1 protein-coding gene is annotated in these 272 nt (G+C 37.9%); it reads right to left on the minus strand.

The window, feature by feature from the left end:
* Window positions 1-33 precede the first annotated feature (33 nt).
* Window positions 34-243 carry a cold-shock protein gene (locus AB4653_RS28905; RefSeq protein WP_004731543.1) on the minus strand — a complete coding sequence of 70 codons (210 nt, stop codon included), beginning with the start codon at window positions 241-243 and terminating at the stop codon, window positions 34-36.
* Between the last annotated feature and the right edge of the window lie 29 nt (window positions 244-272).

The following is a 272-nucleotide window of genomic DNA, read 5'->3' on the forward strand; positions in this document are numbered from 1 at the left end:
CTGGCTATTTTTAGAAAGCTTTAAAATACTAAATTAAAGTACTTTGATGCTGTCAGCTTGTGGGCCTTTTTGACCTTGAGATACAGTGAACTCAACTTGTTGGCCTTCAGCAAGAGTTTTGAAACCGTCGCCTGTGATTGCAGAGAAGTGTGCAAATACGTCTGGGCCGTTTTCTTGCTCGATGAAGCCGAAGCCTTTAGTTTCGTTGAACCATTTTACTTTACCAGTAACTGTGTTAGACATGATGATATCCTAAAATTAAATTTTTATTT

Source organism: Vibrio sp. 10N.222.48.A3, from assembly GCF_041475345.1.
Taxonomy (GTDB): Bacteria; Pseudomonadota; Gammaproteobacteria; order Enterobacterales; family Vibrionaceae; genus Vibrio; species Vibrio tasmaniensis_A.